Origin of the sequence: Kitasatospora sp. NPDC052896, assembly GCF_044547075.1 — a bacterium.
Taxonomy (GTDB): domain Bacteria; phylum Actinomycetota; class Actinomycetes; order Streptomycetales; family Streptomycetaceae; genus Kitasatospora.
Window position 1 is genome coordinate 1 of record NZ_JBITZU010000044.1, and the last position, 24,978, is coordinate 24,978.

The 24,978-nt window shown below is 70.5% G+C and carries 25 protein-coding genes and 2 pseudogenes; 18 read left to right on the forward strand and 9 right to left on the reverse strand.

Going from position 1 to position 24,978, the window contains the following annotated elements; all coding sequences use genetic code 11:
* Positions 1-238: 238 nt before the first annotated feature.
* On the reverse strand, positions 239-562 hold the full coding sequence (locus tag ACIGXM_RS36245) for a hypothetical protein (RefSeq protein WP_396568381.1): 324 nt from the start codon (positions 560-562) through the stop codon (positions 239-241).
* 29 nt (positions 563-591) lie between these two features.
* On the opposite strand from ACIGXM_RS36245, the gene ACIGXM_RS36250 reads away from it, so the two are divergent.
* On the forward strand, positions 592-1,497 hold the full coding sequence (locus ACIGXM_RS36250; RefSeq protein ID WP_396568382.1) for a transposase: 906 nt from the start codon (positions 592-594) through the stop codon (positions 1,495-1,497).
* Positions 1,498-1,800: 303 nt separating this feature from the next.
* On the opposite strand, the gene ACIGXM_RS36255 is transcribed toward ACIGXM_RS36250, so the two are convergent.
* Complete coding sequence (locus ACIGXM_RS36255) at positions 1,801-2,493, reverse strand: PAS domain-containing protein (protein WP_396568383.1); 693 nt, start codon at positions 2,491-2,493, stop codon at positions 1,801-1,803.
* A 198-nt stretch (positions 2,494-2,691) separates the two neighbouring features.
* Between ACIGXM_RS36255 and ACIGXM_RS36260 the strand changes: the two genes are divergently transcribed.
* Both ACIGXM_RS36260 and ACIGXM_RS36265 read left to right on the forward strand, forming a co-directional pair.
* Complete coding sequence (locus ACIGXM_RS36260) at positions 2,692-5,841, forward strand: bifunctional cytochrome P450/NADPH--P450 reductase (RefSeq protein WP_396568384.1); 3,150 nt, start codon at positions 2,692-2,694, stop codon at positions 5,839-5,841.
* A 736-nt stretch (positions 5,842-6,577) separates the two neighbouring features.
* A complete protein-coding gene (locus ACIGXM_RS36265) occupies positions 6,578-7,081 on the forward strand; it encodes an LURP-one-related/scramblase family protein (protein WP_396568385.1) in 504 nt (167 codons plus the stop codon).
* A gap of 836 nt (positions 7,082-7,917) precedes the next feature.
* On the opposite strand, the gene ACIGXM_RS36270 is transcribed toward ACIGXM_RS36265, so the two are convergent.
* Complete coding sequence (locus tag ACIGXM_RS36270) at positions 7,918-8,910, reverse strand: GlxA family transcriptional regulator (RefSeq protein WP_396568386.1); 993 nt, start codon at positions 8,908-8,910, stop codon at positions 7,918-7,920.
* A 74-nt stretch (positions 8,911-8,984) separates the two neighbouring features.
* On the opposite strand from ACIGXM_RS36270, the gene ACIGXM_RS36275 reads away from it, so the two are divergent.
* The gene (locus ACIGXM_RS36275; protein ID WP_396568387.1) at positions 8,985-9,572 is read left to right on the forward strand and encodes a cysteine hydrolase family protein; all 588 of its coding nucleotides are present in this window, start codon (positions 8,985-8,987) and stop codon (positions 9,570-9,572) included.
* Between the two features lie 9 nt (positions 9,573-9,581).
* Here the strand turns inward: ACIGXM_RS36275 and ACIGXM_RS36280 are convergent, their stop codons facing one another.
* Complete coding sequence (locus ACIGXM_RS36280; RefSeq protein ID WP_396568388.1) at positions 9,582-9,911, reverse strand: NUDIX domain-containing protein; 330 nt, start codon at positions 9,909-9,911, stop codon at positions 9,582-9,584.
* A gap of 318 nt (positions 9,912-10,229) precedes the next feature.
* Between ACIGXM_RS36280 and ACIGXM_RS36285 the strand changes: the two genes are divergently transcribed.
* Both ACIGXM_RS36285 and ACIGXM_RS36290 read left to right on the forward strand, forming a co-directional pair.
* Positions 10,230-10,727, forward strand: coding sequence for a hypothetical protein (locus tag ACIGXM_RS36285; protein WP_396568389.1), 498 nt, complete (start codon positions 10,230-10,232; stop codon positions 10,725-10,727).
* Between the two features lie 41 nt (positions 10,728-10,768).
* Positions 10,769-11,050, forward strand: a complete 282-nt coding sequence (locus ACIGXM_RS36290) for a hypothetical protein (protein WP_396568390.1) — start codon at positions 10,769-10,771, stop codon at positions 11,048-11,050.
* On the opposite strand, the gene ACIGXM_RS36295 is transcribed toward ACIGXM_RS36290, so the two are convergent.
* A complete protein-coding gene (locus tag ACIGXM_RS36295; RefSeq protein ID WP_396568391.1) occupies positions 11,013-12,239 on the reverse strand; it encodes an FAD-dependent monooxygenase in 1,227 nt (408 codons plus the stop codon). The genes ACIGXM_RS36290 and ACIGXM_RS36295 overlap by 38 nt on opposite strands.
* Before the next feature lie 125 nt (positions 12,240-12,364).
* On the opposite strand from ACIGXM_RS36295, the gene ACIGXM_RS36300 reads away from it, so the two are divergent.
* A complete protein-coding gene (locus ACIGXM_RS36300; RefSeq protein ID WP_396568392.1) occupies positions 12,365-13,069 on the forward strand; it encodes a TetR/AcrR family transcriptional regulator C-terminal domain-containing protein in 705 nt (234 codons plus the stop codon).
* Between the two features lie 444 nt (positions 13,070-13,513).
* Here the strand turns inward: ACIGXM_RS36300 and ACIGXM_RS36305 are convergent, their stop codons facing one another.
* A complete protein-coding gene (locus tag ACIGXM_RS36305; protein WP_396568393.1) occupies positions 13,514-13,957 on the reverse strand; it encodes a hypothetical protein in 444 nt (147 codons plus the stop codon).
* Positions 13,958-14,277: 320 nt separating this feature from the next.
* Between ACIGXM_RS36305 and ACIGXM_RS36310 the strand changes: the two genes are divergently transcribed.
* The 5 genes from ACIGXM_RS36310 (at position 14,278) to ACIGXM_RS36330 (ending at position 16,757) form a co-directional block, all read left to right on the forward strand.
* Positions 14,278-14,472: a hypothetical protein gene (locus ACIGXM_RS36310; RefSeq protein ID WP_396568394.1), complete on the forward strand. Its 195-nt coding sequence runs from the start codon at positions 14,278-14,280 to the stop codon at positions 14,470-14,472.
* Positions 14,473-15,072 carry a sigma-70 family RNA polymerase sigma factor gene (locus ACIGXM_RS36315; RefSeq protein WP_396568395.1) on the forward strand — a complete coding sequence of 200 codons (600 nt, stop codon included), beginning with the start codon at positions 14,473-14,475 and terminating at the stop codon, positions 15,070-15,072.
* A 5-nt stretch (positions 15,073-15,077) separates the two neighbouring features.
* Positions 15,078-15,845, forward strand: a complete 768-nt coding sequence (locus ACIGXM_RS36320) for a hypothetical protein (protein ID WP_396568396.1) — start codon at positions 15,078-15,080, stop codon at positions 15,843-15,845.
* 244 nt (positions 15,846-16,089) lie between these two features.
* Positions 16,090-16,266: a hypothetical protein gene (locus ACIGXM_RS36325; RefSeq protein WP_396568397.1), complete on the forward strand. Its 177-nt coding sequence runs from the start codon at positions 16,090-16,092 to the stop codon at positions 16,264-16,266.
* Positions 16,267-16,595: 329 nt separating this feature from the next.
* Positions 16,596-16,757, forward strand: coding sequence for a hypothetical protein (locus tag ACIGXM_RS36330; protein ID WP_396568398.1), 162 nt, complete (start codon positions 16,596-16,598; stop codon positions 16,755-16,757).
* A 14-nt stretch (positions 16,758-16,771) separates the two neighbouring features.
* On the opposite strand, the gene ACIGXM_RS36335 is transcribed toward ACIGXM_RS36330, so the two are convergent.
* The gene (locus ACIGXM_RS36335) at positions 16,772-17,410 is read right to left on the reverse strand and encodes a TetR/AcrR family transcriptional regulator (RefSeq protein WP_396568399.1); all 639 of its coding nucleotides are present in this window, start codon (positions 17,408-17,410) and stop codon (positions 16,772-16,774) included.
* Positions 17,411-17,475: 65 nt separating this feature from the next.
* Here ACIGXM_RS36335 and ACIGXM_RS36340 point away from each other — a divergent pair, with 65 nt between their 5' ends.
* Positions 17,476-18,366 (forward strand): NAD(P)H-binding protein, encoded by an 891-nt coding sequence (locus tag ACIGXM_RS36340; RefSeq protein ID WP_396568400.1) that lies wholly within the window; start codon positions 17,476-17,478, stop codon positions 18,364-18,366.
* A gap of 59 nt (positions 18,367-18,425) precedes the next feature.
* Positions 18,426-18,824 (forward strand): annotated as a pseudogene (locus ACIGXM_RS36345) (transposase); the annotation flags it as partial.
* A 90-nt stretch (positions 18,825-18,914) separates the two neighbouring features.
* Here the strand turns inward: ACIGXM_RS36345 and ACIGXM_RS36350 are convergent.
* Entirely contained in the window at positions 18,915-19,499 is a 585-nt protein-coding gene (locus tag ACIGXM_RS36350) for a TetR/AcrR family transcriptional regulator (RefSeq protein ID WP_396568401.1), read from the reverse strand.
* Positions 19,500-19,611: 112 nt separating this feature from the next.
* Here ACIGXM_RS36350 and ACIGXM_RS36355 point away from each other — a divergent pair, with 112 nt between their 5' ends.
* From ACIGXM_RS36355 to ACIGXM_RS36365, 3 genes are all read left to right on the forward strand, one after another.
* Complete coding sequence (locus tag ACIGXM_RS36355; protein ID WP_396568402.1) at positions 19,612-20,592, forward strand: zinc-dependent alcohol dehydrogenase family protein; 981 nt, start codon at positions 19,612-19,614, stop codon at positions 20,590-20,592.
* 322 nt (positions 20,593-20,914) lie between these two features.
* The gene (locus ACIGXM_RS36360) at positions 20,915-22,483 is read left to right on the forward strand and encodes an AMP-binding protein (RefSeq protein WP_396568403.1); all 1,569 of its coding nucleotides are present in this window, start codon (positions 20,915-20,917) and stop codon (positions 22,481-22,483) included.
* Between the two features lie 35 nt (positions 22,484-22,518).
* Entirely contained in the window at positions 22,519-22,923 is a 405-nt protein-coding gene (locus ACIGXM_RS36365) for an NUDIX hydrolase (protein WP_396568405.1), read from the forward strand.
* 104 nt (positions 22,924-23,027) lie between these two features.
* Here ACIGXM_RS36365 and ACIGXM_RS36370 read toward each other — a convergent pair.
* A pseudogene (locus ACIGXM_RS36370) lies at positions 23,028-23,168 on the reverse strand (IS5/IS1182 family transposase); the annotation flags it as partial.
* A gap of 885 nt (positions 23,169-24,053) precedes the next feature.
* Between ACIGXM_RS36370 and ACIGXM_RS36375 the strand changes: the two are divergent.
* Positions 24,054-24,938: an SURF1 family protein gene (locus tag ACIGXM_RS36375; protein ID WP_396568404.1), complete on the forward strand. Its 885-nt coding sequence runs from the start codon at positions 24,054-24,056 to the stop codon at positions 24,936-24,938.
* Positions 24,939-24,978 lie beyond the last annotated feature (40 nt).

The window sequence follows — 24,978 nt, forward strand, 5'->3', positions numbered from 1 at the left end:
CCGATGGCCGAGCCTGGGCTTGGGTCGACCCTAGGTTCGGGGGGCTGGGCGGCGCGATTGCTGCTGAGCCGACCGGGTGACGCCGGTCATGGCACCTCGCCCGGGTTGTCGCGGCGTCCCGTCCGCGGTGTCACGACGTCTTGTTCGGGTTGTTGTGGCACTCGACGCGGATTGTTGCGGAGCCTTGAGTTTCTCGGTTTGTTCTTCGGCTTCTTCGATGTGGGGGGGGCTGAACGGGTCAGAGTTTCAGTGCTCCGATGATGCTGTCCGGGAAGGTGAAGATGGTCGGTTTGGCGTCGAACTCTTCGCGGAGGTGGCCACCATGGTCAGGTTCTTCGATGTGTGGGGCTACTGAACTTGATTGGGTGATGTCGGGGCCGTTTGGCTGACGGCTGGGCATCGGCTCCGGTAGCTCTGGATCGTGAGGTACGCACAGGGCGGCGGGCTGGCCGACGCCGAAAGGGCCGCGCGTGAGCGGATCCGGCTGGCGGCCGTGGTCCGCTTTGGGGGCGGCAAGGACTCTGTTGCTCAATTGGGGCCGCGGGTCGGTTGACTGCGGCATGATCGCTCCTGCGGCCGTCCCGTGGGCAGGTGGTCGCGGGGGTGGTGCGGGTGTCGATGTGGGCGGCGGGGCTGCCGGAGGTTCCGGAGCAGACGGCGCTGGTCGCGGCGGCGGCGTTCCCGAAGGGTGCGCTGGCGATGTGGGTACGGGAGAAACTGGCTGAGGTCTTCACGGACGAGCCGTTCGCCTCCGCGTTGGGGGTGCGTGGGGCTCCGGGCCGGTCGCCGGGGATGCTGGCGCTGGTCACGGTGCTGCGGTTCGCCGAGAACTTGACCGACCACCAGGCAGCCGAGATGGTGGTCCGGGCGATCGACCGGAAGTACGCCCTCGGCCTGGAACTTGCCGATCCGGGGTTCGACTTCACCGTGTTGGCTAAGTTCCGGGTCCGGTTGGTCGAGCACGGCATGGAGCGCATGCTCTTCGACCGGTTGGTCGAGCACTGCCGGGGGGAGGGGCTGATCGCGGCCGGGGGCAAGCAGCGTACCGACTCCACCCATGTCATCAGCGCGGTGCGGGACTTGAACCGGCTGGAGCTGGCCGGTGAGAGCGTGCGCGCGGCGCTGGAGGCACTGGCCGTCGCGGCGCCGACCTGGCTCGGGCAGGCGATGCCGGTGGTGGAGCTGGAGCTGCGCCACGCGGCACGGATCGACTCATGGCGGCTGCCCACCTCGAAGACGAAGCGGGACCGGCTGGCTGAGGTCTACGGCCAGGACGCGCTCGCGCTGCTGCATCGAGTTCGCCCGAACAGACTGCGGCACCTGCCCGTCCCACGACAAGTGCACCACCACGGCACGCGGCAACCGCATGCTCACCCTGCAGTCCCGCGACCTGCACGAGAACACCGCCGCGGCCCGCGCCGAGCAGAACACCGACACCTGACAAGCCAAGTACGCCCTCCGTGCCGGGGTCGAGGGCACCATCAACCAGACCCTTGACGTCACCGACCTGCACCGGGCCCGCTACCGCAGCCTGCCCAAGACCAGCCTCCAGCACGCCTACTCCGCCACCGCGATCAACGCCATCCGACTCGACGCCCACTGGACCGAACAGAGTCGAAACCCCGGACCAGCCGACTCACACGACTCGCCCACCAACTCGCAGCCTGATCACCGAGGGCCCGCTCCGCTTCCGTAGCCACCGCCGTGGCGACAGCTACCAGTGCGGGCGTGTCGAGGCGCCACTGCTGCCGGTGGAGCGGAACCTCGGCTGTGTGCGACCCGGGTTCCTCGGGTTCGCGGTCATCCTGACGGTGAGTCGGCCGAACCTGGGCTGGGCGGCCAGACGCCCGGGGCGAGCACACCCGTGATGTAAGCGCGGACCACCAGGGCGGTGCGGTTGGGGACGCGCCAGCGGCGGGTCAGGCTGGTCAGGTGGTAGTTGACGCCGCCGGCGGTGAGGCCGACCTCCCTGGCGATCTGGGCCGTGGTGGCACCCCGGGCCGCCGCGGCGAGGATGCGTGCTTCGATCGGGCTGACCCGCTCGGGTGGACGGGCGGTCGGCGCGGCGGTCGATCGCTCCAGGACGCGCAGCCAGAGCAGCAGCTTCGGTCCCTCGTCCGGCAGGTCGCTGACCGGCTCGATGGTCAGCTCGCCCTGGCATTCGGTGCCGTCGGCGGCGGTCCACAACACCTCGATCGGGTACTGGGAGCGGCGTTGCAGCCGGACGGCCTCCACCACCGGGCGCAGTGGCCTGTTGCCCTGCGGCCGGAGCAGCTCCAGAATCTTCCGTCCATTCAATTGCCCAGGCAGCACGCCCAGTTCGATACCCAATGCCCGGTTGACGAGCAGGATGCGGCCGGCCGCGTCGCACACCGCGATCGGCAGCGGCAGGTGGTCGAACAGCTGCAGGAACCGGTTGCGCCAGAGGATCGCGAGCTCGCGCGGGTCGTCCGGGAGCGCCGCCCTGAGCACCTCGTCCAGATCAGGATCCACAACGGCACTCCGCTCTGTGGCGCATGCCACATCTGACGCCATGAAGGCAAGATCGCAGCCGCTGCCGATACTAGACAATCTTATAGTTCGGCGGGTCGGAGAGCCGCCCTGGGAGGCCCAGAGTGGAGAGCGGCCGCCGACGGATCCACCCGTCCGTGCGGCACCGGCGATTTCCTACTGCGGAAGGCAACCCGCGTCATGACCGAGACACCGCTACCCCCGCATGTCGTCAGCACCGACGGCCCGATCCCCGTCGTGGACCTCTCCCAGGCCGGCCCGGCCGCCGTGCCGACGCTGCGCGCCATGGGGCTGGCCCGGCAGTACGGGCCGGCCTTCGTCCAGCGCGTGCACGGGCACGATCTCCTGATGGTCACCGGCCTGGACCTGGTCACCGAGCTGGTGGACGAGCAGCGGTTCACCAAGGCGGTCGGGCTGGGCCAGCAGAACATCCGGGAGCTGACCGGGGACGGCCTGTTCACCGCCTACAACCACGAGCCCAACTGGCTCAAGGCCCACGACATCCTGATGCCGGCCTTCGCGCTCGGCTCGATGCGCACCTACCACCCGGTGATGCTCAAGGTCGCGCAGCGGCTGATCGACTCCTGGGACCACCACGCCGCCGCGGGCACGGCGGTGGACGTGCCCGGCGACATGACCCGGATGACCCTGGACACCATCGGCCTGGCCGGGTTCGGCTTCGACTTCGGCTCCTTCGAGCGCGCCGAATCGCACCCGTTCGTCGAGGCCATGCTGCGCTGCCTGGAATGGGCGATGACCCGAATCGCCCGGATCCCCGGCGTCGACTACTCCGAGCAGGACGAGGCGTTCCGGGTCGACGCCGACTACCTCGCCTCGGTGGTCGACGAGGTGATCGCCGCCCGGACCAAGGAGGAGGAGCGGGGCCGGGCCGAGGACCTGCTGGGCCTGATGCTGGACGCCACCCACCCGGCCGACGGCACCACGCTGGACGCGGAGAACATCCGCAAGCAGGTGATCACCTTCCTGATCGCCGGCCACGAGACCACCTCCGGCATGCTCGCCTTCGCCCTGTACCACCTGGCCAAGCACCCGGCCGCCCTCCGGCTGCTCCAGCAGGAGGTCGACGAGCTGTGGGGCGACCGGACCGACCCGGAACCGTCGTACGAGGACATCGGCCGCCTGCGCTACACCCGCCAGGTACTCCTCGAGTCGCTGCGCCTGTGGCCGAGCGCTCCGGCGTTCAACCGGGAGGCCCGCGAGGACACCCTGCTCGGCGGTCGGATCCCGCTGCGCGCCGGCCAGCTCGTGCTGGTGCTGACCCCGATGCTGCACCGCGACCCGGTGTGGGGCGACAACCCGGAACTGTTCGACCCCGCCCGGTTCGACCCCGAGGTCGAGGCGGCCCGCCCCCTGCACGCCTTCAAGCCCTTCGGTACCGGCGAACGCGCCTGCATCGGACGGCAGTTCGCCCTGCACGAGGCCACCATGCTGCTCGCCATGCTGGCCCACCGCTACCGGCTGATCGACCACACCGACTACCAGCTCACCCTCAAGCAGACCCTCACCATCAAGCCCGACGACTTCACCCTCACCCTGGCCCGGCGCGCGCCCGTGACACGCCCTGCCGCGAGCGCCCAGACCGGACCGACCGACGGCGCACTGCCCGCCCGGGTCCGCCAGGGCACCGGACTGCTGCTCCTGCACGGCTCCAACTACGGCGCCTGTCGCGAGTTCACCCGGCAACTCGCCGACGCGGCCGCCGAACTCGGCTGCGACACCGCCATCGCCCCGCTCGACGCGCGCACGGGCGCGCTGCCCACCGACCGGACCGTGGTGATCACCGCCGCCTCGTACAACGGCCAGCCCACCGACGACGCGACGGCCTTCGTCCGGTGGCTGGAGACCGCGACCGAGGGAGCCGCGGACGGGGTGAGCTACGCGGTGCTCGGCGTCGGTGACCGCAACTGGGCCCCTACTTACCAGCGGATCCCCACGCTGATCGACGACCGACTGGCCGCCCTCGGCGGCACCCGGCTGCTGGCGCGGGCCGAGGCGGACGCCTCCGGCGACCTGGCGGGCACCGTGAAGGCCTTCACCGCCGCGCTGCGCACCGTCCTGCTGCAGCGCCACGGCGACCCGGGCGGCACCGCCGCCGCACCCGAGGCGGGCGGGTACCGGGTCACCGAGATCACCGGCGGCCCGCTGGACGCGCTGGCGGCCCGGCACGGCATGACCGCGATGACCGTCAGCTCGGTCGACAGCCTGACCGATCCGGCCTACCCGAGGGTCAAGCGCCTGGTCCGGCTGGCGCTGCCGGACGGCGAGACCTACCGCACCGCCGACCACCTCACCGTGCTCCCCGCCAACGACCCCGCCCTGGTCGAACGCGCCGCCCGAGTGCTGGGCGCCGCCCCGGACGCCGTGCTCAACATCGTCGCGCCCCGCCGTGCCGGCCTGGCCATCGACCGGCCGGTCACCGTACGGGAGTTGCTCACCCACCACGTCGAGCTGCAGGACCACCCGAGGGCCGACCAGCTGGCCACCCTGGCCGAGCTCAACCCCTGCCCACCCGAGCGGGCCGCGCTGCGGGCCGTCACCGCCGACGATCCCCGGACACTGCTCGACCTCATCGAGGACCACCCCGCCCTGCGCGAGACGCTGACCTGGCCCGTCCTGCTGGAACTGCTGCCCCCGATCCGGCCGCGCCACTACTCGGTGTCCTCCTCGCCGGCCACCGACCCGCGCCGGATCGACCTGATGGTCTCGCTGCTCGAGGCCCCCGCCCGCTCGGGCCGGGGTACCTACCGGGGCACCGGCTCCGGCCACCTCGGGCGGATCCGGCCCGGCGACACCGTGCTCGCCCGGATCCAGCCGTGCCGTGAGGCGTTCCGGATCGACCACCGCACCCCGATGATCATGATCGCCGCCGGCACCGGTCTGGCCCCGTTCCGGGGCGCCATCGCGGACCGCCGCGCACTGCTCGCCTCCGGCGCGGAACTGGCCCCCGCCCTGTGCTACTTCGGCTGCGACCGCCCGGACGCCGACTACCTGCACGCGGACGAGCTGGGCGCCGCCGAGCTGGCGGGGGCGGTCTCGATGCGTCCGGTGTTCAGTGAGGCCCCGGTGAACGGCCTGCGCTTCGTGCAGCACCGGATCGCGGCCGAGGGCGCGGAGCTGTGGCAGCTGCTGCAGGCCGGGGCCGAGGTGTACGTCTGCGGGGACGGCGCACGGATGGCACCTGGCGTGCGCGATGCCTTCCAGGCGCTCTATCTGGACCACGCGCCTGACACGGACGAGGCCGCCGCCGGGCAGTGGCTCCAAGAACTGGTCCGGCAGGGCAGGTACGTCGAGGACGTTTACGCCGGCTGACGGCTGATCGTTGCCGACGGCCGACGCTCAGGAGTTCGGGGGCGGAGCCCCGGCTCCCTGAAGCCGGGTGCCCTGGCCGGGGCGGCCAGGGCACCCGCGTGCATGGTCGGGCCAAGCCCTCATCACCGGCGAACTGCCCCACGAACACAGCCGACGCCGGCGACCGGCCCCGCAAGAGTGTCCGGAAGAGCGATGGCGATCCGGTACCGAATGAACAGGTCACAGGGTGCGGGGCTGTTCCACGCCAGCTGCGCCCTCGTGGGCCAGGAGGTACTTCACCGGGAACCCTCGGTCCCCCTCGGCGTGATCTGCGATCCACACCCCGCCCCGAACGCTACCCCAGCATCTCCAAGGCCTGGGTCGACACCGGCTTCAAGAACGGAGCACGGCTCTGGCGGGCGGAGTGTTGTGGTGCGATGGACTCAGCATGCTCTTGGGATTTTGTTGGACTTTGGGGTGCGGTGGTGCTGTTGTATTGATGTCTGCGTGGGTTGATGTCTGTGTCAGCGGATGTTCTGTGGCGGGTTGGTGTTCGTTTGGTCTCGGGGTTTGGGTTGGGTGTGGGACTGTGTTTGTTGTTGGTCGTGTGTCTTGCGGTGGTGTCTGTGGGTCGGGGGTCTTCCTTGGCGTGTTGTGGCCCCTGGTATTTGGTGGGGGTGTGATGGGTACTAGGCTCTGGGGGATGCTGCCGGGGTGTTGGCCTGGTGGTGCTGGAACTTGATCTGTTGGGGGCCTGGTGCGTTATCTGGTACGCGATCGTATGTTCGCCTTTCATGAGGAGGCGTGGATTGAGACCGAGCATCGGGAGAGGCTTTTCAGGGTCAACCGGAAGTTCCTGCGGTTGCGGAATACGTTCGCTCTGGTGGATACCCGTGGCGAGCATGTCGCGAGCATCGTCAAGAAGGCCTTCACTTTCCATCACACGCTGTTGATCAAGCAGGATGGTCGGCTCGCGGCGAAGATCAGCAAGCGGGCGTTCACGTTGTTCGGTGACCGGTTCAAGGTCCGTCTGTATGACGGGCGGCGGTTGCGGATAGTGGGTAACCTTTTCGACCGCGAGTTCGACATCCGGCACGAGGGCACCACGTTGGCTCACATCTCCCGGCGGTGGTTCAGCCTGCGTGATGCGTACGCGGTCGACGTGATGGCCCAGCAGGACGCGGTCCTACTGGTGATCCTGGCGGTGTGCGTGGACCACACCCTGCAGGACCTCAAGGGTGAGAAGCTCACCAACCTGTGAGACTGCGCGGTCGGGCGGCTGTGGTGTGCGGGTTGGTGGGTGGGTGTGTGTGGCTCGCTGTGCGTGGGCCGCGCCTTGTGGGGCCTTGAGGTGGGGAGTTCACCGGTCTCTGGGGCTGCACGGTCGGGTGGCGGTTCGCTGGGGTGGGAGCGGGGCGATCGCCAACCGTGGGCGTGGCTCCAGCTCGGTGACCAGCCGCCCGGACGCGTCGAGGATGCCGGGCGCTGTCTGGTGTCAGCTTGACCCTGGTGCTTCCCTCATGCGTTGGCCTTTGGTGGCGGTGCGGTGGGGGTTGCCTTTCCATCCGCGGCGAGAACCCCCCACCCCTGGAACAGATCCTCGACCAGCTCGTCGCACCGCTGTACCTGCGGGCGATCTTCGGCATCGACCCCCCCAGCCTCCGGCTACCCGGAACTCCTCGTCGACAGACTGCTCGGCCCTTCGACGAGCGCCTCGGTGGCCGTGCCCGGCACTGCAGCACCGCTCGTGCCAGGGAGCACGGCCGGCGGTGCGTCGGGTCCGGCCGGTGTGGTGGGTGGGTCGAGGGGTTCCGAGATGCCGTCGGCGACGTAGGCCCAGGCCGCCTCGGCGAGCAGCCGAGCTCGGGCTGGTGGTCGCGGGCCAGGCGCAAGCCCTGACGCGGGCACGCGGTCAGCAGGCGCCGGCTTTCGCCAGCCTCGGTGCGGTCGGCCCACTGTTCGCCGAGCGCGGCCAGGGCCCGGTCGGCTGCCTGGTGCCAGTCGTCGCCGGTCCGGGTGCCCTCGCCGTCCCGCCGCCGGGCGGCGCAACCCCAGCGGTAGGCCGCGCGTCGGGTGGGCGTCCTGGTTGGCCCGCAATCATCTCCCCTGTCCAGGGGGTGGTTGTTCGGCGAACGAGGTGCGGTAGGCGCGCGGGCTGGTCGCCAGACGGGAGGTGAAGTGCTGGCGCATGGTGACTTCGCTGCCGAAGCCGGACCGGCGGGCGACCTCGGGCATGGGCAGGTCGGTGCGTTCGAGGAGTTTCTGGGCCGTCGCGATGCGGTGGTCCACAAGCCAGCGCAGGGGGGTGGTTCCGGTGGCCGCCGCGAAGTGCCGTGCGAAGGAACGCGGCGACATGCCGGCGCGGGCGGCGAGCGCGGCCACGGTGAGTGGCTCGTCGAGGTGCGCGAGGGCGAAGGCGCGCACCTTGGCCAGCGCGTCCGCGTCGCGGTCGGCGCGCGGGGTCGGATGTTCGATGAATTGGGCCTGGGTGCCGGTCCGGAAGGGTGCGGTGACCATGGAGCGGGCAACGGTCGCGGCTGCCTCCGCGCCGTGCGTGGCGCGCACCAGATGCAGGCACAGGTCGATGCCGGCGGCGGTGCCGGCGGCTGTCCACAGATTGCCGTCCTCGACGAACAGGGCGTCCGGCTCGACCCGCACCTGTGGGTGTCGGGTCTTCAGCAGATCGGTCAGTGCCCAGTGGGTCAGTGCCCGGCGGCCGTCCAGCAGTCCCGCCTGGGCGAGTGTGAACGCGCCGCCGCACAGCGCGGCGATGGTGGTGCCCCGGGCGTGGGCGTGGCGTAGCGCTGCGAGGACGGGCTCGGGAGCTGGGGTGACGTGGTCGTCCAAGCCCGGTACGAGGATCAGCTCGGCGCGGGGTAGCCAGGCGAGGGTGCGGTCCGGTGTGAGTGCGAGCCCGCCGCGCATCGGTACCGGTTCGGGGCCTGCGGCTACCCGGCGCAGCTCGAACGCGGGGACCCCCTGGTCGGCGCGGTCCGTGCCCCACACCTCGGTGATCACCGAGACGTCGAAGGCCCGGATGCCGGGGAAGGCGAGCAGGGCGATGCGGTGGGCGGGTGCGGGCCGGGTCATCCTGGCAGTAAACCATCGATCGCTGTCTTTTAGCCTCCTGTGAGAGAGCCTACGGGGGCGGCAGGATCGTGGACATGGAGATCACACATGACGCGGCGTTGGTAGTGGTGGACGTGCAGAAGGGCTTCGACGAGTCGGAGTTCTGGGGCCCGCGCAACAACCCGGCCGCCGACGAGAACATCGCCTCGCTGATCGCGGCCTGGCAGGAGACGGACCGACCGGTCGTCTTCGTACGGCACGACTCGAACACACCCGGCTCGCCGCTGCGGACCGGATACGAGGGAAACGATTTCAAGGACTACGTCGAGGAGCGGCGTGGCAAGGGCGGCGGCCCGGAGCTGCTCGTCACCAAGTCCGTGAACTCGGCGTTCTACGGCACCCCCGACCTTGACGACTGGTTCAAGGCGGCGGGCATCACCCAGGTCGTACTGGCCGGTATTCAGACCAACATGTGCGTGGAGACCACCGCCCGCATGGGCGGCAACCTCGGCTACGACGTGCTGGTCGCCCTCGACGCCACCCACACCTTCGATCTGACCGGCCCGAACGACTGGCATCTGACGGCCGACGAACTGGCCCGAGCGAGTGCCGTCTCGCTGCATGGAGGGGGCTTCGCCCGGGTGGTGACGACCGGCGAGCTGGTGGCCGCCGTTCGCCCCTGACGCCCCAGATCAGGGCTTTGGACAGGGACACGGGTCATGGCCGGCCGCTGAAAGGCGCAGCCCGGTTTCCTCAGTCAGCTCCCTGGCGGCGCCCTCGCGCGGGGTCTCGCCGGGTTCCACTTTGCCGCCCGGCGGAACCCAGGCCCGCCATCGATGTTTGATCAGAACGATCTGCTCCAAGGCGGGGTCGAGGACCCACACCTCGGCGGCCAGCGGTTCCATCGGGCCGGCAAGCGCCGCCCGCAGCCAGGCTTGGGCCCGGTCGAACGTCAGCGTCGCGGTCTCGGCGTCATGGGCGGCAGCGTCCAACGGTCGCTGCTCGAAGGGGCTATGGATCACCACGAAAGGCTACGACCCCGCCCCGACAACGACGGATGGGCAGCCAGCCCTGACACCGGGGCAACCGCAGCGGTCTGTGGCCCTTGCTGGCTTTATACGCGAATTGCTAGAGGAGGGGGGTCGCTTGGCAGGGCGTCCCCGTGCCAGTGAGCTCGATGGGGATCCTGGCCTCGCGATCGGCCGCTCCCAACCTCCGCTTTTTCGCTCTCGCCGCGGTCTTCGGCCTCGACGAGAAGACCGCGATCCGCTACACGGACTCCGCCCAGGCTCTCTTGGAAACCAGTGCCGAGTCGTTGAACGCTGTGACAGCATCGGCGGGTGATCAACGCTGAGGACCTGGTCGGCAGGCTCCTGCTGAAGGTGACGACGTCCTGGCACCACTACCAGGAGAGCGAGCCCTCTCTCCTGCACATGTGGCTGAACCTGGACGGCCTCGGCCCTGTCCGGTTCCACACACCGGGCGACGGGTTGTCCATGGAGATCGACCAGCCTCACGGCCCCTACGACATGGACGAATACGGCCACACCACGGTCGAGGACGACCTGCCAGACTTTCCCATGACCCGGTTCATCGGCCAGCAGATCCTCTCCGTCCGAGAGATCCGCTATGAGCACGGCAACTACGAATTCGCCATCGGCATCACTGCTCAGTTTCCCAGTGGCACCACCCGTATCCTCAACCTCGCGGACGAAATCGTCCTGGCCCATGACCAGAACCTGGGTCCGGTTGAGGACCATCTCCGCGAGGCAACGACGCCCACGAGCCAGGACGGCACGAACTCACGGTTCGATCCCCGACCGTCTACCAGGCCCTGATCCGCACCGCCGCCGCCGCGGCCAGCCGGCCCGGCCTTGGCATGGACCGGATCAGCTTCACCGTCGCCTTGCGAGCCGCGGTGGTCACCGCCAGCGGAGTGCTGCCCGAGGGGCCAAGCCGCCTGGTCGGCGCCATCGGTCTCGCACTCCTGGACAACCTGCTGCCAGCCTGCCACCGCCAGCGTGTGAAGGCCCGCAGCCTGAAGAGCGCCAGCATGTACGCCTCGAGCATCGGCAAGCACCCCGCCACCGCCCAGAACTACACCTTCCAGGCCGACGTCACGGTCATGGAAGGAGGGCTTGCACCTCGTCCACGGCGCTGAACGCAGCGGCGTTGGTCAGCTCGGTTGCGTAGTCGGGCAGGTCGACGCTGCTGATCTGCTTGCCCGTCTCCAGCATCTTGTCGAGGATCCAGCGCCGGTTCAGCAGCCCGTTACGCACCCGCAGCCCGGTCGCGGTGCCGGGCGCCAGGAACGGGCCGGTGCGGTCTCCGCCCTTCTGGCAGCCCCGGGCGTAGTCGCGCAGGGCGTGCTCGTAACGGGCGAAGGCGGTGCGGTGGTCGCCGCGGGCCCGGGCCAGCTCGCCGGCCAGAACATACGCCGCCACCACAGCGGTGCCGGTACCCATCCCACCGATGGTGGCCCCACAAGCGGCGTCGCCGAGCAGGGCGATCCGACCGGTGGACCAGGCGGGGAGGTCGGCCCGACTGATCGAGTCGAAGTACAGCTCGGGGGCCTGCCCCAGGCTCTCCAGCAGCCGGGGCACCTCCCAGCCGAGGCCCGCGAAGGCGTCTCGGATCAGCGTCTTCTGCTGTGCCACGTCGTGGCGGTCGTAACGGAGTTCGGTCGACGCGAAGAGGAAGAAGGCACCCGCCCGAGTCGGGTCGCGATGGTCGGCGCCGACCGCGGCAAGCCGGCCGGGGACGTTGAGACCGACCGAACCGGGCGGCAGGTCCAGGTAGTTGGACAGCTGCCAGGTGGCGGCGTAGTAGCCGAGGTGGCGCACGTAGCGCTCCTCCGGGCCGAAGGCGAGCCGACGGACATGGGAGTGCAGCCCGTCGGCGCCGATCACCAGGTCGAACTCGCGTGGAGCCCCGTGCCGGAAGGCTACCCGGACACCGGTGGGCGTCTCCTCCAGGGCCGTGATCGAGTCGCCGAAGAGGTACTCGGTGCGCGGGAGGCTGCGCTGGTACAGCACCTGGGCGAGCTCCCCGCGCGGGACCTCGACGTCCCCGCCCGCGAAGTCGGCCGGCAAGCGGAGGATCTGACGGCCGCGCCGGTCGACGAAGGTCATGGGGCTGCCACCGGTGTCGAGCGCGCGCAGCTCGTCGAGCACGCCCATCCGCTCCAGCACGGTCAGGTGGGTCTTGCCGCGGAAGTCGACGGCCTGGCCGCCGCCGCGCAGGGCGGGAGCCAGCTCGACGGCGGTGGTCTCGAAGCCGTGCCGCCCCAGCCAGTAGGCCAGCGCGGGGCCGGCGATGCTCGCGCCCGAGATCAGGACCTTGGTGCTCACGTGAACCCACTCCATCCGAGGCTGTCGAATAACTGTGTCCGGTAGACACTGTTTATTTCTGTGTACGGTAGACGCAGTTAGGCCGCCTCGCAAGGGGCGGATGGAGACGCGGGACGGAGCGGGAATTGGGCGAGGAAGTGAACGAGGCGGTGCGGCTGCTCTGGGGACCGCCTGCCAAGCCGTCCCGGGGGCCGAAGCCCGCGCTGAGCCTGGAGCGGATCACCGCGGCGGGCGTCGAGATCGCGGACGCCGAGGGCCTCGGTGCCGTCTCGATGCAGAAGGTGGCAGGGCTGCTCGACTTCACCAAGATGTCGCTCTACCGCTACGTGCCCGGCAAGGCGGAGCTGGTCGCGCTCATGGTGGAGGCCGCGGTCAGCGAACCGCCACAGGCCGTGGAGGGGCCTGGCTGGCGTGAGCAACTAACAGGCTGGGCAAAGCAGTTGGCGAGGTCATTCACCGAGCACCCGTGGCTGCTCGACGCCACCGTCGGACCGCGGGTAATGGGCCCCAAGGAACTCGGCTGGCTGGAGCGGGTGGTCGCGGCCCTGGACGGCCACGGACTGACCGGCCCCGAGCGGATGGACGCCGCGGTGCTGCTGGCCGGGCACGTCCGAGGCATCGCCGAGCAGGCCCGCGCCGCCCGGCCGGACGGCTCGCTCGAGGCGGAACTTTTGGCCGTCCTGGGCCCCCTGGTGCACCGGCACGCCGACCGCTTCCCCGCGCTCGCCGCGGCCATGGCCTCACGGGACGGCCGGGACCAGGCGCTGGACTTCGGCCTGGAGCGCATCCTCGACGGTCTGGAGGCGCTGATCACGCGCCGCACCGGGTAGCTCGGGGAAGATCAGCCACCTCGCGTGCGAGCAGTGCGGGCAGCCGGTCGCGACCCGCATCGACGACTGCTCCTTCCGGCAGGAGGTGCGACTTCTCCCGTCCGCGGTACGCCGCGTGCCCGGCCCCGGCCCCACGCTCCCACCCGTCGACTGGAAAGCGCTGCGGTAGGACCCACGCTGGCGGGCGGCGGTCACTGCCGCGTTGGCCCACTTGCTGGCTGCCTCCTCACAACGACGTTGGGCCGCGCAGTCGACGCCCTGCTCCCGTTCGGTCTTCCGGTGGCCGAGCGGGGTGGGTGCGCGGTCGACCTTCGGCGTCTGCCGGAGGCGTCCGAGGCGGAGCTTGACCTGCTCGCGGCCGTCTACGACGCCAAGCACTCACCGCGCCTCCAAGCGGTCCGCGACCAACTGCCCCTGCCCCCGCGCCTCCGGTTCGCGGACGGGTCAGGATCCGCTCTTCTGCTCCTGCTGCAGCCGGCTGCGCAGCTCCTGGAGGGTCTCGCCGGTCGCGCTGACGACGTACTGCGCCCAACCGCTGATCTCCGTGCCGACCTGGGCCTTCAACGCGGGGGAGGGCAGCGCGAAGACCTGGCCGTCCTCGATGCGGATCCAGCCGTCCGCGGTGACCGTCGCCAGGTACGTGGTGCCCGAGCGCTTCTTGGTGTGGTGCAGCTGAGCGCCCGGCACCAGCCAGCCGCGCTCGACGAACGGCATCAACGCGCCGGTTCCCCGCCGCTCGGCGATCTCCCCGCCGGCGGCAGGCTCGGCGTCACCGAGCAGCAGACGACGCAGGACGTCGTTCGGGGTGTCCACCAGGGGCTCGCTGTGCTGCTGGAGGAAGGCGAAGACCTCGTCGTCGATCTCGATGGTGCGAGTGCTGCGGTTCACGCGGGCCCCTCCAGGATCATCTTTCACTTGGACAACTCCACGATCTCCCAGATTCCCAGATAAAGTCAATGAGATGGTGCGCGCGGGGCTCCTGCCGTCGACCCGCCGGTGGCGATGAAGGTGCCGGCCCGCCGCGTGCCCGGGTGCCGTCAGGGTGGCGGGGGTGTGGCGGCAACTTGGATGATCACCATCCGTATTTCTTTACTCTCTTAGTGTGAACGATCCGGTTATAGGACCGGAATGCTGGGAACCCAGACCGCTCCGTTCTCCCCCACAGAACGTCACGGAGCGCCCGAAACCCGGCAAAAGGAAGCCAGCACGTGACGATCCGACTCTCCGCCTCCCATCCCAAGCCCATCGCCACCCGGCCGCAGACCCCCGCCGCCGGCACCACGCTGCACCCCGGCCGTACCGCCCCGGCCTCCAGCCACGCCGGTCACTCCCTCACGGCCGGTCACCCCCGGCCCATCCGCTGGTCGCGTGAGGCCGTCCCCGACGCGTCGTGGGAGGCCTGAATGAGCGACGCCCCGCCGGCCGACGCCGCCAATACCCGAGCCCCACTGCCGGTTCCCTTCCGCGGCTTCCACGAACTCCACGCCCAGCCCTACCTCGACTACGCCACCGCCCACCTCGCCGACGACGGCCTCGCCCTCGAACTCGTCGACGACGTCTTCACCGCCCTCGCCGACCACTGGACCGATGTACTGGCCCAGTCCAACCCCACCGCCTACGCCTGGGCCCTGCTGCGCCGCGTCGTGGAAGCCGAGTGCGTACGACGCGACGAGCACCTGGTGCTGGTCGAGAAGACCGCCTTCGCCTACGCGATGCGCGAGAACGTGAAATCCCTCCTGGACGGCCTCGACGCCAGCGTCACCGACCTGGAGGACGGCATCACCCTCGCCGCCGCGATCCGCAGCCTGTCCGGCAGCAAGCACGACGTCATCGTGCTGCGCTACCTCATGGGCTACAGCGTGAACCGGATCGCCACGGTCATGGGAGTGGAGACAGCCACCATCCGCTCCCTCATCTGCCAGGCCAAAACCAAGCTGGCAGCCCGCCTCGCCTCGCGCCGGCTCCTGCGCCCCGGCCCGATCAAGCACGACGCCCAGGAGTGATTCATGTGCTCAGCCCACTCGACCACCTGCCCCAGGGTCCCGGCCTGCTGACCGGAACCCAGCCCCTCTACGACATCGAGGCCGGCCGCCGGCGGATCGCGGAGAAACTCGCCGCCCGGCGCGGCCAGCAGTCGCCGACCGGCTACTGCCCCTGCGCCGCGGCCCAGCCCGGCACCGTCCCTCCCGCCCGGCCCGGCCAGAACGCCGACCCCGTGCGGGACCGCGCGGGACTGACCTTCCACGACCACGCCGCCCGGGACCTGAGCAACCTGTCCACGATCGTCATCAACGAGAACGAGGCACCCGCCTGGCTGGACGCCCTGGTCACCCGCCGACGCCTCGACCCCCGCGGAGAACTGGTCTTCGGCTGCCTGCTCCACCTCACCGACCGACCTCACGAAGCCCAGTTCTGGTGGCAGGCCGCCGCCGGCGCGGACAACCCGACCGCGGCCTACTGCCTCTACCTCCACCACGCCCGCCTCGGCGAACTGCGCGACGCCGACCACTGGTTCCAGCAGGCAGGCGAGCTGGAGAGCAGCCCGGCCCGAGCCACCACCGCCACCAGGACACCGCAGCCCCCGTTACCGCAGGCACCGCTGCTCCAGTACTCGGCATGGCTCGGCCAGCCCATGCCCGACCTCGCGCTCCCCGACCAGGCGCTGCGCGAGGCCGTCGCGGAGGGTCCCGCCGTCATCGACGACCATTACGGGCTGATCCGTCTGCCGACCGGCGAGGTCGCCGACCAGCTCCAGGAACTCGTCAACGCCACCTGAGTCGCCTCCCGGGTCGTGCGGCCACCCGACCGCACGACCCGGACCACCACGCTGCTCGTACCCGGGCCGCGAAGGCGTCCGCCGCCTTCCCCGACAGGCCTTCCACAGTGGCCGGCGCAGGCGATCACAGACCCGCGCCCGCGGCCTTTCAGTGCCGTGCGGGGCTCGCCCGACCGCGCACCACGCCTCGCTCTCGGCCCGGCACAGCCCTGCCCACCGCCCAGCAAGAAGGAGAACCACGGTCATGGCCCGCAAGAACAAGAAGAAGTCCCGGTGCCGCCACCAGGCCCCCATCACCCAAGGCAGTCGCAATCCCCCGCGGGCGCGCCGCTTCCCGCCTGAGATCCTCGCGCTACTCACGACGCTCATCCCCGCGGTCGCCTCCGTCATCGCCGCGCGCAGCGGCCACACCCTGCGGTAGCCGGAGCGACTCGGCCTCCTGGCAACACTGGGCGACGCCGCACCCCGAACACATTCGAATGTGCTGGTGGTCATCAGAATCGTCTCACCGTCCCGCCCGGCAACCTGGACACCCGGTGAACGCGACCGCCCCCACCGCCGCCCTTCCCAACACCGGAATGATCGCAGCCGCCGGCGGCGCCTGGTACGCCCTTGCCGCAGTCGATATCCAGTGGTTCGTCTCAGATCGTTGTCCGGGTAACTCCGTAGACTGCCCTCCGACTGGGGCCCGGGCGGGAAGGATGGCGAGCGAGCGAGTCGGATGCCTCCGGGTGGGGGGTAGGAAACTCTGTGTCACTGGGTGCATTCCTTGCGGTCGCCGCGGATGCCAAGGTTCCGTTCGCCGTGGTCGAGCTGGCGGGCCGCGGCGTCACGGCGGGTGCGACCGCGACACGGTGGGTGCTTGCGGTTGGGATGCCGACGCTGGACGTGTTCGCTCTGGCGGACAACTGACAGAGCCACTGCAGCTAGGACGCTGGTGCGCCCGGGACGAGTCGTCGGATGCTCGCGGCGATCCGGTCGAGGTCGACGTCGGCGGCGAGGGTGGCCTCGTCGGGGCGCTTGGCGATCGGCTCCCGCACGCCGAGCAGACCCTGCACCAGTTCGGGGTAGACCGTCCGGCCGACGAGGATCTCGGCCACCTCCCGCGCCTCCTCCTGCGTCAGGCCCCAGGTCCGGCAGACGTACGCGCCGATCCGCGCCATCGGGGCCTCGAAAACCGCCTCGTAGTAGCCGGACGCGATCTCGGGCACTCGCTCGGCCTCCGCAATCCCCATCCGCAGCGTGCGCAGGGACGAAGACCACAGCAGCAGTTGCAGCAGCCGCCCGCAGTAGCGCACGAGGGCGTCGGCCGGATCGGCCCGCTCCGCGGTGACGTAGTCCTCCGGCGAGCCCAGGCGGTCGAGGTAGAGCTCGCGCACCAGGGAGACCACCCCGGAGAAGAGGGCGTCCTTGCTGGGGAAGTGGGCATAGAGCGAGCGCTTGGAGGTCTCGGCCCGCTGGGCGACGACGTCCATCGAGGTGCGCTCGAAGCCGGCCTCAAGGAACACGTCCTTCGCTGTCCACAGGATGTGTTCGCGGAGCTTCTCGCCTCGTCGCGCTGGCATGGTGGCCTCTTCCGCAAGTAAACGGTACGGTTGAGTTTACATACTAGGTCGTACGGAGGACACTCGTGATTGTCGTCACCGCACCCACCGCCAAGATCGGCCGCCACGTCGTCGAGCAGCTCCTCGACGCCGGCGAGCCCGTCCGGGTCATCGTCCGCGACCCTCAGCGACTCTCTCCCACCGTCCGCGACCGTGTCGAGATCGTGGAGGGCTCCCACCGCGACGCCGCAGTGGTCGACAAGGCCTTCGCCGGCGCCGATGCGGTGTTCTGGCTGATGCCCAGCGACCTCCGCGCCCCCGACGTGATGACCTCCTACGTCGAGTACAGCAGGCCGGGCGCCGAGGCCGTCGCCGCGCACGGCGTCCGCCACGTCGTCGGGGTCTCGGCGCTGGGCCGGGGAACCGCCGTCGCCGACCGGGCCGGCAACGTCACCGCCTCGCTGGCCATGGACGACCTGTTCGCCACGGTCACGAACTACCGCTCACTCGCCAACCCGACCTTCATGGACAATACGCTGCGCGACATCCGCACGATCCTGGGCGACGGCGTGATCTCCGGGCCCCTCGCGCCCGACCGCAAGCTGCCCCTGGTGGCCACCCGCGACATCGGCAGCACCGCCGCCCGCCTGCTGCTCGACCGCGACTGGGCCGGGTTCGCCGAGATCCCACTGCTCGGCCCAGAGGACCTGTCGGGCAACGACATGGCCGCCGTCATCACCGACGTGCTCGGCATCCCGGTGCGCTACATACAGGTCGAGCCCGCGTCGCTGGAGGCTGCCATGCTCTCCTTCGGCGCGTCACCCGGCATGGCCCGGGCGATGGCCGACATGGCGACCGCCAAGACCGACGGCCTCGACGAGGGCGTGGTCCGCACCACCGAGAACAGCACGCCGACCACCTTCCGCCAGTGGTGCGTGGAGGTCCTGCGACCCGCCGTCGACGCCGCCCGCTTTTGACCGCACCACACGAGGACTTCACAAGCTGCTCGAGCTCGGCGAGCGGTAGGAACCTGCCCGGACTACCCGAGGGCACCCGGATCATCGTCCGCCGCGAACGCCCCCACCCCGGCGCCCAACTCCCCCTGTCCGACCTGGACGAAGGCATGCGCCACCAGGTCTTCCTCACCGACACGCCCAGCGGCCAAGGCTCCCTTCGACTACTGGAGGTCCGCCACCGCGCACACGCCCGCGTCGAGGACCGCATCCGCTGCGGCAGGACCAGCGGATTCGGCCGCTTCCCCTCCCGCCACTTCCAGATCAACGCCGTCTGGCTGGAACTCTCCCCGGCCGCCATCGACCTGCTCGCCTGGACCCGATCCCTCCTGCTGGAGGGCGAGTTGGCCACCGCCGAGCCGAAGAAGCTCCGCTACCGGCTGCTGCACGCCGCCGCCCGCATCACCCGCGGCGCCCGCCGCCTGCACCTACGACCGCTGACTCCGCGCTGCGGCCGTCCGCGCCGCGACCGACGCCGTGACGCGAAGGCGTGCGCCGTGGCACCGGACGGCTCAAGCCGGCACTGCGGATCCGCCGCTGAGCAGGCTGCGCGCGGACGCCTTTGCCGCGTCCACCACGGCGCGATCCTGCAGTAGCCGTCCCGAGGCCAGGGCTCCGTCGATCAGCAGCCCGATGTGCCAGGCCAACGCCTCGGGGTCGGCGGCTCCGGCAGAGCGGCTCAGCTCGGCCAACCAGGTCTGGCGCCGGCGTACGTGCGCGATGGTGGCAGCGTGCGCGTCCGAGGCCGGGTCCGCCTCGACCGCGGCGCTGATGAAGGGGCAGCCGAAGAGGCCGTGGTGCTCGAACGCGTCGAGGAGGGCGTCGAAGAGCCCGACGAGCTGTTCACCGGCGGAGTCTCCGGCCCGTGCGGCCGCGGCCTGCAACCGGGCCATCCAGACGTCGTCGGTCTGCCGCAAATAGGCGGCGACCAGCTCTTCCTTCGTGCGGAAGTGTGCGTACAGGGTCGACTTGGCGACCCCTGACTCCGCTATGACCTGGTCGACCCCGACACCCCGCAGGCCCTTGCGGTAGAAGAGCTCGGCCGCGGTGGCGAGGATTTTCTGCTCCGTGTTCGTCTTCCGCACTCTGGTCGCCATCCAGACAGACTAGTTCGTTCGATTAGTTCTCGGCAAGCCTTGTCCCACCTAAACAAGTCGGACTAGTCTGTTCGATTAGCAGGGCGTCACAGACATGAATCGAGGTTGCGCGATGCGTGCGGTAATGCTGCAGGAGTTCGGTGCTGCGTTGGAGCTGACCGAGGTGGACAGGCCGGTTGCCGGTGCCGGACAGGTACTGGTGCGGATCATCGCGAGCGGGGTGAACCCGCTCGACATGAAGATCAGCGCCGGGGCGGCCGCCCACGCCAAGCGGGTCCTGCCCGCCGTGCCGGGGCTCGACCTGGCCGGCATCGTCGAGGAGGTGGGCCCGGAGGTCCACGACTTCGCCCCGGGTGACGAGGTCTACGGCTTGACCGGTGGCGTCGGTGACCTCCAGGGTTCGCTGGCCGAGTACGCGGCCGTGGACGCCAGGCTGCTCGCCCGCAAGCCGCGTGCGCTCACCATGCGCCAGGCTGCGGCCATACCGCTGGTCGCGATCACCGCGTGGGAGGGCCTGGTGGACCGTGCCGGTGTGCACGCCGGGCAGAAGGTCCTGGTCCACGGCGGCGCGGGCGGCATCGGACACGTGGCCATCCAGATCGCCCGGGCCCGAGGCGCCGAGGTCTATGCCACCGGCTCCGCCCGGAGCCTTGCGACCATCGAACAACTGGGCGCGACCCCCATCGACTACACCGCCACGACCTCCGCGCAGTACGTGGCCCAGTACACCGGTGGAGAGGGCTTCGACGTGGTCTACGACACCGTGGGCGGCGCCACCCTCGACGACTCCTTCACCTCGGTGCGCACCTACACCGGCCACGTCGTCAGCGCACTGGGCTGGGGTACCCACAGCATCGCCCCGCTCTCCTTCCGGGGCGCGACCTACTCCGGCGTCTTCACCCTGCTGCCGTTGCTCACCGGGCGCGGCCGCGGACACCATGGCGAGATCCTGCGCGAGGTGGCCGCACTGGCCGACGCCGGTGCACTGACCCCGCTGGTCGACCCGCGGCAGTTCTCCCTGGAGAACATCTCCCAGGCGCACGCACTGGTGGAGGAGGGCTCCCCTCAGGGCAAGGTCGTCATCGACGTGTGACCTTGCGGGGATCACCCAAGGGCTGCGGGCTTCGGCGTGGGTGAGCATGCGTTCGTAGTCCCTGCGGTTTCGGCGGGCACGCGTGATCCACGCCGGACCGCGCTCCACGACCACCTGCGGGGCGGCATGATGAAGCCCTCCGCGCCAGGGGGGCGTTTGACGGTGTTGATCGTGATGTGGAGCGCGCGTCCGGCCCGGTCGACGGGTTCGACGGCGTAGGCGGAGTCGGCCCCGACCGGGGCGGCTGCGCCCTCACCCGCCGCCTGCGGCATTGGCTGGAACTCGCCCCTGCGCGGTGAGCGGGGAGGGCTAGCCTGACGGCATGGTTGCAAAACGCAAGGAAGAAGTGGCCGTCAGCGGCTCGGAGTTCGTCAGCGGTCCTGCCCTGATCCTTCGGACCCTCACCACCGGGTCCGACCGACGGGCCGTCACCACCGCCGACGGCGTTGAGATCACCGCCGACGGCTTCACCGCCGCCACCTACCGCCTCGCCCACGAGCTCATCGCCCGAGGCGTGGGCCGCGGCGCGACCGTCACGCTGCTCACCGGCAACACCGCCGAGGCGCTCAGCGCCCGTTACGCCGCGGGCCTGGCGGGCGCGCGGGTGGTGAACCTGTACGACGGCATGAGCACCCCGGTCCTGGCCGAGATCGTGGCCAGCGTCGACACCACCGTCCTGGTCGTGGACGCCGAACGGTACGCGGACGCCCCCGCGCTGCTGCCGCTGATCGACGTGCCGGCTGTCCTCACTCTGGGCCCCGCACCGCAGGGCATCGGCGAGGACGTGATCGCCGCCAGCGCTGACCGGCCCGCCCGAGAACCCGCCGTGCGGATCGGCCCCGACGACGACCTCAGCATCCGGCACACCGGCGGCACCACCGGCATCCCCAAGGGCATCCTCAGCCTGCACGGCCCCTACCGCAGCAGCTTCGACACCCCGCTGGCCGGCCCCCCGGACGAGCAGCCGCCCCGACTCCTCGCCGCCACCTCGCTCGCCCACTTGGCCGGCGTCCTCACCGACATGGTGCTGCAGCGCGGCGGCTCGGTCGTCATCCAGCGCTCCTTCGACCCCGGCGAGGTGCTCGCCGCGATCGAACGCGAGCGCATCACCGACCTGTGGCTGCTGCCTCCGCTGCTTTACCAGCTGCTCGACCACCCGGCCCTCGGGCGAACGGACCTGAGCAGCCTGCGGCGCGTCTACTACGGCGGCTGCGCCTCCTCGCCGAGCCGGGTGCGGGAGGCGATCAAGGTGCTCGGGCCCGTCCTGGTCAGCCTCTACGGGATGTCGGAGACGCAGAAGATCGCGGTGCTCACCCCGCCGGAGCACGCCCGGTTCGGCGACGAGGGGCCGCTCCCGGTCGGCCGGCCCTTCCCGGACGTCGAGGTGGTGATCCGCTCCGCCGACGGCACCGTACTGCCGACCGGCGAGCAGGGCGAGGTGCACGTCCGCTCGGCCGGCCTGATGGCCGGGTACTGGAAGCGGCCGGACCTCACCGCCCAAGCGGTGCGCGACGGTTGGCTGCACACCGGCGACATCGGCTACTTCGACGCGGACGGCTACCTCTACCTCGCCGACCGCGTCAAGGACCTGATCATCGTGGTCGGCGGCCATGTCTACCCCACCGAGGTCGAGGAGCTGCTCCTCACCCACCCGGCGATCGTCCAGTGCGCCGTCTTCGGCGTGCGCGACGCCCAGCAGGCCGAACACGTCCACGTGGCCATCGTCCCCGCCCCGGGACAGGAACCCCGGATGGACGAGGTCCGCGCCTTCGTCACCGCGAAGAAGGGCCGGATCTACGCCCCGGAGGCCGTTCACCTGGTGGACGCCATCCCGCTGACGGCGGTCGGCAAGCCGGACAAGAAGCGGCTGCGCGAGGCCTTCGGGCACTGACCCGGCGTCAGCGGCCAGCCGGCCTCCAGCACCGCCTGCTCGGCGGCCCGGTCGAGGACGACGAGGAGGCCCGCGACGCGCTGCGCCGGGAGCTGCTCGAAGAGTCCAGCTTCGACCGGGCCGCGCTGCCCTCGCCGCCTAGGCTCCGCTTCCTCCAGGACCAGGAGACCCCGCGCCCCGGCGGCAGCGGGCCGTTCCCCCGCCGGCACCTGGTCTTCACCGCCCACCTGCCCGACCACCTGGTGGAGGCCGTCGCCCGGACCGAGCAGGACAACATCGACCAGGCGCCGGTGGTGTGGCGGTCGGCGGCCGACGCGGTCGGCCGCCACCTGCACCCGGCCATCGGAGACGCCCTCGACCAGGTCACCCGGCCTGGCACCACGACCGGCGGCCCGCTGCTGCTCCGGGCGCTGACCGGCGCGTCCTACCAGCGGCGCTGACCACCCGCGCGCACGCGCCGCCGTGACTCTGCTTCGCAGTTGGCCAGAGTTTTCAGGGTAGTTGGCCAGGCTGTACGCGTGCCTGGTCCCGAGTGGTGTTGCGTCGGTGGCCGTTTTTCCGGGTCCCGGCCGGTCGTGGAGGCGGGGACCCCGGCGGCCGCGTGGACGCTCTGCGTGTCCAGGACCACCAGGGTCGGGTCCTCTCATCGGCGGGCCCGCTCGCGGACCTGGCAACGCAGGATGTCGCCGGCCCGCTTGAGCAGCTCGGCCCCGACTGGTTGCTGATCGGCTGGACCCGTGTGCCGAGTGTCTTCTACGTCATGCGCGGCGGTGAGATCGAGGGCTGGGTCGAGCGCGGCCTGGGCAGCACCAACCAGTGGATCGCGATCCGCGACGGGGCGTTCCTGGGCGACCCGATGCTCCATGAGCCGCTCCTGCACCGCTCGCCCGAACTGGCCGCCCGCACCGTCGCCCAGGCACGCGACATGGGCCTGTAGCCCGCCGTCCGGTAAGAAGTCCGGGCCGCGGTATCACACGGAGCGCCCGCCGACACATACAAGGGGGTGATCGGGCAAGCACGCCCGCCGCACGGCACCGAGGCACCGCACTGATGGCGACGAGCCAGCACACCACCGTCTGTCCGGGCCGGGGCCGACCCGGCCCGGCGCGCCACAGAAACCAGCCGCCCGGTCCCGCACGCCGGTCCGCCCGCCGGGGCGGGGGGCGGTGATCTGGGGGTTGACCGAGCTCGGCCTGGACGCGGCCGCCACCACGCTGCCCGCGGAGCGGAAGACGGGCAACGGGGCCCGCTCGCTGGGGCGTGGCAAGGGGGCTCCGCACGCCAGCCGGGCCGGCGCCCTTCGACCGCAGCCTCGGCCGGGCGCTCCTCGCCTGCCCATGTTCGGTGCTCGTGGGAGCGCGTGTGCGGGAGTGCCTCCGCTTGGTGTCCGCCCGCCGCCCACCGCCGCCCACCGCCGGCTGCCGCCCGCTCCCGCCGGCTGCCGTCCGTCGTCTGCTTGGTGCCCGTGGGGGCGTGCTCGTGGGGGGTGTCCTGCTTGGTGTCCGTTCGTTGTCTGTTTGGTGTCGGTGGGGGTGGTGGGTGGGGGTGGGTGGTGGGGGGATACGGTCGTGTGGTGCTTCGTATCCTTTTGACGAGGCGGTGGGTGGTTTTGACCCTCGTCTTCTTCGCGATCGTTCCTGCTCTGATCTGGTTGGGTCAGTGGCAGTATCACCGTTATGAGCAGTCGAATCGGCAGAATGCGGGTATCGCTGCGGCTTTGGCTTCTCCGCCGGTGGCTATGGAGGCTGTTTCTCGTCCTGGTGGCAGTGTTCCGATCTCGCAGACGTATCGGACGGTCATGGCTACGGGTCACTATGATGTGGCGCACGAGTTCGTGGTCCGTCAGCGTACGGATGCTTCTGGTGACACGATCGGTTACTACGTGATCACTCCGCTGGTCACCACGGGTGGTGATGTTGTCCTGGTCAATCGTGGGTGGGTTGCTTCTGGGGCGGATGCCACGGTGTATCCGCAGGTGCCGCCCGCTCCTGCTGGGCAGGTGACGGTGACGGGGCGGTTGCGTCCGGATGAGACGTCCAGGAGTACCGGGATCCGTGATCGTGGTGGTCTACCGGACCGGCAGTACATGTTGATCAACAGTGCTCAGCAGGCGCAGCGGCTGTCGGAGCCGGTGGTGGCGGGTTATCTGGAGCTGACCGCGACGAGCCCGACCCCGCCGGCCTCCGAGGAGGCCCAGCACGTGCCGAGCCCGAGCAACACGGACACCAGCGATGACGCGGTCGTCGGTAAGGGTGTCCACCTGCCTTACGCGATCCAGTGGTGGTTGTTTGCCGCGCTCGTGCCGGCGGGGTGGGTGGTTCTGCTGCGCCGTGACGTGCGCGAGGCGCGGGAGGCCGCCGCGGCTGCCGCCGGGGCCGGGGTGGATGGTGTTGGTGGTACGTCGGGGGAGGAGGGCGCCGGGGCGGGCGGTCACGCGCGTGCCGCTGCCCCGTAGGTGTTGCCGGGTGGGTGGCCCGTCGTGGGGGGTGTGACGG